10 protein-coding genes and 1 pseudogene are annotated in these 8703 nt (G+C 70.7%); 8 read left to right on the forward strand and 3 right to left on the reverse strand.

Features of this window, described 5'->3' with window-relative positions; genetic code table 11:
• Window positions 1-24: 24 nt before the first annotated feature.
• The gene (locus ACIRR8_RS31405; RefSeq protein WP_404071215.1) at window positions 25-645 is read right to left on the reverse strand and encodes a DUF5134 domain-containing protein; all 621 of its coding nucleotides are present in this window, start codon (window positions 643-645) and stop codon (window positions 25-27) included.
• A gap of 240 nt (window positions 646-885) precedes the next feature.
• Here ACIRR8_RS31405 and ACIRR8_RS31410 point away from each other — a divergent pair, with 240 nt between their 5' ends.
• Entirely contained in the window at window positions 886-1443 is a 558-nt protein-coding gene (locus ACIRR8_RS31410; RefSeq protein WP_404071216.1) for a GNAT family N-acetyltransferase, read from the forward strand.
• A 21-nt stretch (window positions 1444-1464) separates the two neighbouring features.
• Here ACIRR8_RS31410 and ACIRR8_RS31415 read toward each other — a convergent pair whose 3' ends face one another.
• Window positions 1465-2115: a glycerophosphodiester phosphodiesterase gene (locus ACIRR8_RS31415; RefSeq protein ID WP_404071242.1), complete on the reverse strand. Its 651-nt coding sequence runs from the start codon at window positions 2113-2115 to the stop codon at window positions 1465-1467.
• Window positions 2116-2442: 327 nt separating this feature from the next.
• Here ACIRR8_RS31415 and ACIRR8_RS31420 point away from each other — a divergent pair, with 327 nt between their 5' ends.
• From ACIRR8_RS31420 to ACIRR8_RS31435, 4 genes are all read left to right on the forward strand, one after another.
• Window positions 2443-3840: a DUF6421 family protein gene (locus ACIRR8_RS31420; RefSeq protein ID WP_404071218.1), complete on the forward strand. Its 1398-nt coding sequence runs from the start codon at window positions 2443-2445 to the stop codon at window positions 3838-3840.
• A gap of 26 nt (window positions 3841-3866) precedes the next feature.
• Window positions 3867-4634, forward strand: a complete 768-nt coding sequence (locus tag ACIRR8_RS31425; protein WP_404071220.1) for an SDR family NAD(P)-dependent oxidoreductase — start codon at window positions 3867-3869, stop codon at window positions 4632-4634.
• Window positions 4631-5692, forward strand: a complete 1062-nt coding sequence (locus ACIRR8_RS31430; protein WP_404071244.1) for a threonine aldolase family protein — start codon at window positions 4631-4633, stop codon at window positions 5690-5692. Before ACIRR8_RS31425 ends, ACIRR8_RS31430 begins: the two co-directional genes overlap by 4 nt.
• Before the next feature lie 83 nt (window positions 5693-5775).
• Window positions 5776-6375: a transglutaminase family protein gene (locus tag ACIRR8_RS31435; RefSeq protein WP_404071222.1), complete on the forward strand. Its 600-nt coding sequence runs from the start codon at window positions 5776-5778 to the stop codon at window positions 6373-6375.
• A gap of 53 nt (window positions 6376-6428) precedes the next feature.
• Here ACIRR8_RS31435 and ACIRR8_RS31440 read toward each other — a convergent pair whose 3' ends face one another.
• Window positions 6429-7151 carry a lysophospholipid acyltransferase family protein gene (locus ACIRR8_RS31440; protein ID WP_404071224.1) on the reverse strand — a complete coding sequence of 241 codons (723 nt, stop codon included), beginning with the start codon at window positions 7149-7151 and terminating at the stop codon, window positions 6429-6431.
• 230 nt (window positions 7152-7381) lie between these two features.
• On the opposite strand from ACIRR8_RS31440, the gene ACIRR8_RS31445 reads away from it, so the two are divergent.
• The 3 genes and pseudogenes from ACIRR8_RS31445 to ACIRR8_RS31455 all read left to right on the forward strand — a co-directional run.
• Window positions 7382-7708, forward strand: coding sequence for a TlpA family protein disulfide reductase (locus tag ACIRR8_RS31445; protein ID WP_404071226.1), 327 nt, complete (start codon window positions 7382-7384; stop codon window positions 7706-7708).
• 196 nt (window positions 7709-7904) lie between these two features.
• Complete coding sequence (locus ACIRR8_RS31450) at window positions 7905-8411, forward strand: flavin reductase family protein (protein ID WP_404071228.1); 507 nt, start codon at window positions 7905-7907, stop codon at window positions 8409-8411.
• A 209-nt stretch (window positions 8412-8620) separates the two neighbouring features.
• A pseudogene (locus ACIRR8_RS31455) lies at window positions 8621-8703 on the forward strand (electron transfer flavoprotein subunit beta); the annotation flags it as partial.

Genomic DNA, 8703 nt, shown 5'->3' on the forward strand with positions numbered 1-8703 from the left:
AGGCCCTCTGTCTCGCGATCTGTCTCACAGGGTGAGAAGCATGGCGAACATGGCGATGCCCATCGTGAGCCGGCAGGCCATCGTCAGCTCGGCCCCGCCGCCCGCCGCGCCGCTCACGACACCGCCTCCACCGCCGCGTACGAGGCCTTCCGCGCTGCCGCCCGCGAAGCTCGCGACGCCCGTCCCCGCCGGTATGAGGTGCCCGGCGGAGCGCAGCACGTACAGCGCGTAGTAGACGAGGAGCACCCCGGTCAGCAACGGAAAGCCCCCGGCTCCTCCGGCCGCCGACCCGTGCCCGGCGTGCCCGCCCGCGCCCGCCGCCCCCGGAGCCATCGTCACCGCCATGTAGACCATCGCCAGCGACCCGACCAGGTGGTGCAGGTGGTGGGCGCCGCGCCGGGCCGCCCAGAGCGCCCGCAGCGCGGCGGCGCCGAACACCGCTCCGTACACCGCCCAGGACCACTCAGGGAGCGTCAGCACCGCGGCCGGCAGCGCCATCGCCGCCATGCCGAAGCCCATCAGGGCCTCGGCCCGCGCGGTCCGGCGCTCCTGCGGGGTGCCGGTACGGGTGCGCAGCAGGCAGTAGGCGCCGCTCACCGCGCACAACGCCATCAGCAGCCAGCCGGCCAGGGCCCCTCCGTGCACGGCGAACCTCCCCCTCTGACGTACGGCGCGATGTACGACACCGCTGCGCGTGACGTACGACACCGCAGTAGTCGATGCCCGGCCCCGGGCCGCCGAACCCGGCGCGCGGGGGCGTGAAGGGGGTGCGCCGGGGCCCGGAAGGGGCGCTCCGGGTCGCGTTACTCTCGACCCGCACGTTGTGCACAGCACACGCGGAGCAGCAGAGAAGCAGCCACGCAGCAGAGAACGGAGCGTTCCCCCATGGACACCGCCACGCCCGCCGGCTCGGCCCGCCTGACCTTCCGCGACGCGACCGCGGCGGACGCCCCGGCGCTGGTGGCGCTCATCGAGTCCGCCTACCGCGGCGACTCCAGCCGCACCGGCTGGACCACGGAGGCCGATCTCCTGGAAGGGCAGCGGACCGACGAGGAAGGCGTGCGCGCGGTCATCGACGCTCCGGCGGGCCGGCTGCTGGCGGTCGAGCGCGACGGCGAGCTGATCGCCTGCTGCCAGCTCGAACATCGCGGTGAGGCGGCGTACTTCGGGATGTTCGCGGTCCGCCCCGGTGCCCAGGGCGGCGGCCTCGGCAAGGTGATCATCGCCGAGGCCGAGCGGACGGCCCAGGAGAGCTGGGGTGTCCGCGAGATGCATATGACGGTGATCTCGCTGCGCGAGGAGCTGATCGCCTGGTACGAGCGGCGCGGCTACCGGCGTACGGGACAGCTCACGCCGTTCCCGTACGGCGACGAGCGCTTCGGCGTCCCGCAGCGCGACGATCTGGCGTTCGAGCTCCTGGTGAAGAACATCGAGGCTCTCTAGGAAGCCCTCCGGGGCCGGATCTCAGGCGGTGAAGCGGCCCGTGCGGCGGATCTCGGGGAAGTCCGTGGTCGCGCCGTCCAGGTTCAGCGCCCGGGCCAGCCGCAGATGGTCCTGGGTGTTCACCACCCAGCCGAGCACCTTGACGTTCTCCGCGTGCGCCTGCTCCACGACCTCCAGCGTGAGCCGGCGGATGTTCAGCGCGAGCGTCGCCGCGCCCGCCGCCCTCGCCCGCTCCACGATGTCCCCGCTCCAGCGGCTGGCGATCAGGACCGTCCGTACCCCCGGCACCAGCCGGGCGATCTCGGTGACGGCCTCGTCGTGGAACGAGGAGACCTCCACCCGCCCCACCAGATCCCGGGCCAGCAGAACCTCCGCCAGCGCCCGGGCCGCCGCCGCGTCCTTGATCTCGGCTTGGAGCGGCGCCTTCACCGCGTCCAGGACCTCCTCGAAGACCGGGATGCGCTCACCCTGCCCGGCGTCCAGCTCCCGCAGCTCCGCCAGGGTCTTGCCGGCGATCGGCCCGGTCCCGTCGGTCGTACGGTCCACGTCCGCGTCGTGCATCACGGCGAGCGCGCCGTCCTTGCTGAGGTGGAGGTCCAGCTCGATGGCGTCCATCCCCGCCTGCTCGGCGCGGGCGAAGGAGCGCAGGGTGTTCTCGGGCTCGACGCCCATCACACCGCGATGACCCAGGGTGAGAAATGACAAGGCGACCTCGTTTCCGTCGGCGGCTGCCCGCCAACTGCTCCTGCCCGCAGGGAGTTACGGCATGACGGCACGGGTGAGGGTAGCGGCCGGGGCCTCGGATGTCTGCCGCCGCGCGAGCCGCGTCGGCCGGACGGGGCAAGGACGGATGGAACTGTGCGCCTACCCGGCTTGCGACAGGAAAAACAGCGGTGACTGTGGGGGTTCAACAGGATAATTTTCAGGTCTTCACTTGTGTGAAGTGAGCCTGCGCGGCTACGGTGGCTCCACGCGAGGTTCTCCCGTGGAGGAAGTGTTATGACGGAAATTCTTGTGCACGATGCCGCCGAAGGCGCGATAGCTGCTGCCCCCAGGGTGGTCGAGCACCCGGCGTGGCCCGCGCTCAGGGATGCCGTCGAGGAGATCCGCCCCTGGCAGTCCCAGGACGGTTCCATCGACTTCGAGGCCGAGGGCGCCCCGTCGCCCGCGACCGTCGAGCGCGTCGTCGAACGGGTGATCGGCGCGGTGGAGGAGCTCTCCCCGCTGCTGCCGCACGACGCCGCCTACCACCGCGCGCTCGTCACCGACCTGCGCCGCTGGGCCGCCGACGGCTTCCGCGTACCGGACTTCCTGGACTCGCTGCTCGCCTTCCAGCCCGCGCGGAACCGGATCGACGGCCTCCAGCACCTGATCGTCTTCCCGATGTACACGCAGAACGGCAACCCGGACCGCAACTTCGAAGCGGTCGTGCTGAAGATGGTCTGGCCCGGGTGGCTCGCCGACCTGGAAGCCACGCGGTACGACAACCCGCTCTTCTGCGGGATCACCTTCGAGGACTTCACCGCCGGTTACGACACCAACTCCGCGGTCCTCTTCCCGGAGACCATCGCCGTGCGCGAGGCCCCCGAACGCTTCAGCTGGGGCGGCATCTTCTGCGACCGCGAGGCCGCCCGCTTCCGCCGCGTCACCGAGGCCTCCGTCGAGCTGCTCGGCCTGGAGCTGCCCGAGGACATCCGCGAGATGATCGGCGACCAGACCCGGTGCGAGCAGGCGTTCGTCCTGTGGGACATGGTCCACGACCGCACCCACAGCCACGGCGACCTGCCGTTCGACCCGTTCATGATCAAGCAGCGCCAGCCGTTCTGGATGTACGGCCTGGAGGAGCTGCGCTGCGACCTCACCGCCTTCAAGGAGGCCGTGAAGCTGGAGGCCGAGGGCAACGCGCACGGCCGGGACGTGCAGTACGCCGTCCTCTTCGACCGGATGTTCCGATTCCCGGTCACCGGCGACCGCGTCCGCAACTACGACGGCCTCGGCGGCCAGCTGCTCTTCGCCTACCTGCACAAGCACGACGTCGTCCGCTGGACCGACAACACGCTGAAGATCGACTGGGAGCGCGCCCCGCAGGTCACCAACCAGCTCTGCGCCGAGATCGAGAAGCTCTACCGCGACGGCATCGACCGGCCGAAGCTGGTCCACTGGTTCGCCGCCTACGACCTGGTCTCCACCTACCTCGCTCCGCACCCCGGATCCACCTGGGCCAAGGGTCCCGACGCCCTGGACCTCACTCAGCCCCCTCGCAAGCTCGTCGACGACGTGCTTCCGGACGAGTTTCCCCTGAGCATGTTCTATGAGGCGCTCGCCAAGAAGCTGAAGCACGTGATTGCCTCCGCCAAGGGCATTACCGCCGCGAGCGCCGAGCAGGCAGCCGCGTGAACGCATCTCCCGAGGAGACGGTGGCCATGAACGGAACAGGCAAGGGCGAGGGGACAGGTGTGCTCGAAGGTGCTGTGATCGCGGTCGCCGGAGCGGCGGGACCCGCGGGCCGCGCGACGCTGCTGCGGCTCGCGGAGGCCGGTGCGACCGTCGTCGGCTGCGACGCCAACCCGGAGCGGCTCGCGGAGGCGGTGGACGCCGCCCGGTACGCCCACGGCGGCGCGACCGTCACCGGCGAGACCGTCGACCTCTTCGACCTCGACGCGGCCCGGGACTGGGCCAAGCGGACCGAGGCCGAGTTCGGCCGGATCGACGGCCTGGTCCACCTCGTCGGCGGCTGGCGCGGCAGTCCCAGTTTCCAGGAGACCAGTCTCGCGGACTGGGACACGCTGGAGAAGCTGCTGATCCGCACGGTCCAGTCCACCTCGCTCGCCTTCCAGGAACCCCTCCAGCGCAGCGACAGGGGCCGCTACCTGCTGATCAGCGCCGCCGGCGCCGGCAAGCCCACCGCGGGCAACGCCGCCTACTCCGCCTCCAAGGCCGCGGCCGAGGCCTGGACCCTCGCGCTCGGGGACGCCTTCCGCAAGGCGGGGGGCGAGGACGGGCCCGCCGCCGCTGCTGCGATCCTGGTGGTCAAGGCACTGGTGAACGACGCCATGCGCGCCGAGCGCCCGAATGCGAAGTTCGCGGGCTTCACCGACGTCACGGAGCTGGCCGAGGCCATCGCCGGCGTCTGGGACAAGCCCGCCCCCGAAGTGAACGGAAAGCGCCTGTGGCTGACCCCGCAAACGTGAGGACCGACGCGCGCCGCCACCACGACCCGCAGGTGCGCGGGTTCGCCAGCGACAACTACGCCGGCGCGCACCCCGAGGTCCTCGCGGCCATCGCCCTCGCCAACGGGGGCCACCAGGTCGCCTACGGCGAGGACGACTACACCGGCCACCTCCAGCGCGTCATGCACAGCCACTTCGGCCCCACCGCCGAGGCCTTCCCGGTCTTCAACGGCACCGGCGCCAACGTGGTGGCCCTCCAGGCGCTCACCGACCGCTGGGGCGCGGTCATCTGCGCCGAGTCCGCGCACATCAACGTGGACGAGGGCGGCGCGCCCGAGCGGGTGGGCGGCCTCAAGCTCCTCACCGTCCCCACGCCGGACGGCAAGCTCACTCCTGAGCTGATCGACCGCGAGGCGTACGGCTGGGACGATGAGCACCGGGCCATGCCGCAGGTCGTCTCGATCACCCAGAACACCGAGCTCGGCACCGTCTACACCCCCGACGAGATCCGCGCCATCTGCGACCACGCCCACGAGCGCGGCATGAAGGTGCACCTCGACGGGGCCCGGATAGCCAACGCCGCCGCCTTTCTGAACGTCCCCATGCGGACGTTCACCAACACGGTCGGCGTCGACGTGCTCTCCTTCGGCGGTACGAAGAACGGCGCCCTGTTCGGCGAGGCCGTCGTCGTGCTCAACCCCGACGCGGTCCGGGCGATGAAGCACCTGCGCAAGCTCTCCATGCAGCTCGCCTCCAAGATGCGCTTCGTCTCGGTCCAACTGGAGGCGCTGCTCGCCAAGGACCTGTGGCTCCGCAACGCCCGGCACGCCAACGCCATGGCCCAGCGGCTCGCCGAAGGCGTCCGCGCCATCGACGGCGTGGAGATCCTCCACCCGGTCCAGGCCAACGCCGTCTTCGCCCGGCTGCCGCACGCCGTCAGCGAGCGGCTGCAGAAGCGCTTCCGCTTCTACTTCTGGGACGAGACCGCAGGTGACGTGCGCTGGATGTGCTCCTTCGACACCCGCGAGGACGACGTCGACGCCTTCCTCCAGGCGCTGAAGGAAGAGATGGCGCGGTAGTACGCCCCTCGCACTGTGCATGAGTATGCGGCTGACCGGAATTCAATTGATCTCCGGTCGGCCGCTTCGTACGCTCCGGCACCATGGAACTGATCCAGCGCTCCCCGGACACCTCCGCCTATCTGGCCGCCGACGAGGCCATCGACCACGACCATCCGGTCGTGAGGAAGGCGGCGGCAGACCTGGCCCGTGAGGCCGACGACGCATACACATACGCCCGTACCGCCTTCGCGTACGTACGCGACACCATCCCGCACTCCGCCGACTCCGGCGATCTCCGCGTCACCTGGCGCGCCTCCGACGTCCTCGCCACCCGCAATGGCATCTGCTACGCCAAGTCCATCGCGCTCACCGCGCTGCTCCGGGCCCGCTCCATCCCGGCCGGGCTCTGCTACCAGCGGCTCACCGACGACGACGGGACGAACCCGGGCGTGCACGGCCTGGTGGCGCTCCGGCTCCCCGGCCACGACCGCTGGGCCCGGGTGGACCCCCGGGGCAACAAACCGGGCGTCGACGCGCAGTTCTCCCTCGACGCCGAGCGGCTGGCCTGGCCGGTACGCGAGGAGCTCGGCGAGGTCGACTACCCGGAGCTCCACGCCACGCCGCCCGCCGAGGTCCTCCACGCCTTGCGGAACGCCCGGGACCGTACCGAGCTGTGGCGGAACCTCCCCACCCAGCTCTGAGCCCCCCGGCGGTGCGCGCCGGAGGGCTCAGGGGTGCTCGGTAGGGGAGCCGGTCAGCCGAGCTCGCGTACCTGGGCCGGGGTCGGGGCCGTACCGCCGAGGTGTGCCGGCACCCACCACGTGTCACTCGCGTCCTTCGGGCGCACCGGGTACGCCCGCTGGGCGGCCTCCAGCAGCTCCTGCACGCGATCCCGCAGCCGCCGCGTGATCGCCCCCGCGTACTGATCGGCGGGCGCCTCCACGGGCTCGCCGACCCGGATGGTGATCGGGATGTGGCTGCGCTTGAAGTTGCGCGGCCGGCCCTTGGTCCAGATCCGCTGCGTGCCCCACAGCGCCATCGGGATCAGCGGGACCCCGGCCTCCTGGGCGAGGCGTGCGGCACCCGACTTGAAGCTCTTCAGCGTGAACGACTGCGAGATGGTGGCCTCGGGGAAGACGCCGACGATCTCACCGGAGCGCAGCGACTCCAGCGCGTGCGCGTACGCGTGCTCACCCTGGTTCCGGTCGACCGGAATGTGCTTCATCCCGCGCATCAGCGGACCGGAGACCTTGTGCCGGAAGACCGACTCCTTCGCCATGAAGCGGACGAGCCGCTTCTGCGGCAGAGCGCCCAGGCCGGTGAAGATGAAGTCGAGGTAGCTGATGTGGTTGCTGACCAGCACCGCACCGCCGGTCTTCGGGATGTGCTCCGAACCCTGAGTGTCGATCTTCAGGTCGAGCGCCTTGAACATGGTGCGAGCGGCGCCGACGACCGGTCGATAGACGAGTTCTGCCATCTGGGGAAGACCCTTCTTCAGTGCCTGGGGAGGGTTCTCCCGGCGGAAGTTACGCAGCCGTAGGTATTCGGCATTGTGGCGATGGTGCCCCATGCGCGGGCCCGTGACCAGTCCCGGTGGGCCCGGACGGCGAGATTCTCGTCACGTGCGCCTCGCCTCCGAGCTGCGGGAATGTCCTGCGGCCAACCGGTGCTGACTCTCTGCGAAGGACTCTGGACCAGGAGGCGACAGTGGACGGCGGAACATCCGCGCAGCGGCTCGACGCGGCCCAACTCGGTGCGGAACTGGGGGAACGGGCGACGCTCGTCCAGTTCTCCACCGCCTTCTGCCAGCCGTGCCGGGCCACCCGCCGCACGCTCGGCGAGGTGGCCGCCATGGTCGAAGGCGTCGCACACATCGAGATCGACGCCGAGGCGCATCTCACGCTCGTACGGCAGCTCGACATCACGAAGACACCGACCGTCCTCGTGCTCGACGGTACGGGCGCGGTGGTCCGCCGCGCGTCGGGCCAGCCCCGCACCGCCGATGTCGTCGCGGCGCTGGGACGGGCCATATGACGGACCGTGACGCATCTCCCACATTCCGGAACGCCCTTGACTGCACCCACCACGCATCGTCAGTCTGACGCTATGCCGCCAGAACTCCTTCTCTACGGCCGGGTCCATGTGGACCTCGTACGCCACGCGAGTGCGCGCTGTCCGGGTGCCTGAGCAACCACGGCCCCGTACGCCCTCCTCGCAGAAGGACACCTCCATGACGGCCTCTCCCGAACTCGCCCCCTCCCGCACGGCATCGCCCGAGCTCCTGCGCTCCGTCTTCCGTCGCCACGCCGCCGGCGTCGCGGTGATCACCGCCGCCGGGGAGCGGCCGGCCGGGTTCACCGCCACCTCGCTCAACTCCGTCGCGGCCGAGCCGCCGCTGGTCTCCTTCGGCATCGGGACCTCCTCCTCCAGCTGGCCGGTGCTGGCCGAGGCGGAGCACGTCGGCGTCCACATACTCGGTGAGCACCAGCAGGAGCTGGCCGCCACCTTCGCCCGCAGTGGCGCCGATCGCTTCGGCCCGTCCACCGAGTGGAGCAGTGGCCCCGAGGGTGTTCCGCTGCTGTCCGGTGTCTCCGCCTGGCTGGTCTGCCGGGTCGTGGCCCGCGTCCCGGCGGGCGACCACCGCATCGTGATCGCCGAGGCCGTGGCGGGCGACCCGTCGGGGGCCGGGCGGCCGCTGGTCTACCACCAGGGGCGGTTCACGGCTCTGCGAGACTGAGGGCGGGCGAGCGGGGGCCTGGCGCGGGACCGTTTCCGCCGTAGGCAAGGTCACAGTGCGGACCGCTTGCCCAGGGGTAAAAGACTGGGTGTACTGGCGAGTAATATCGCTTGGGGCCCCGGTCGGCCCGACCGGAAACGGCCCCGTAAGGCGCCTATGCTGCGTGCAACAAGGCAGCCCAGAAATGACGATGCAGTAGGAGAGCCGGCGTGAGCTTGAGGATCGTTGTCTGTGTGAAGTATGTGCCCGACGCGACCGGTGACCGGCATTTCGCCGATGACCTGACGTTGGA

Origin of the sequence: Streptomyces sp. NPDC101178 (assembly GCF_044767965.1) — a bacterium.
Taxonomy (GTDB): domain Bacteria; phylum Actinomycetota; class Actinomycetes; order Streptomycetales; family Streptomycetaceae; genus Streptomyces.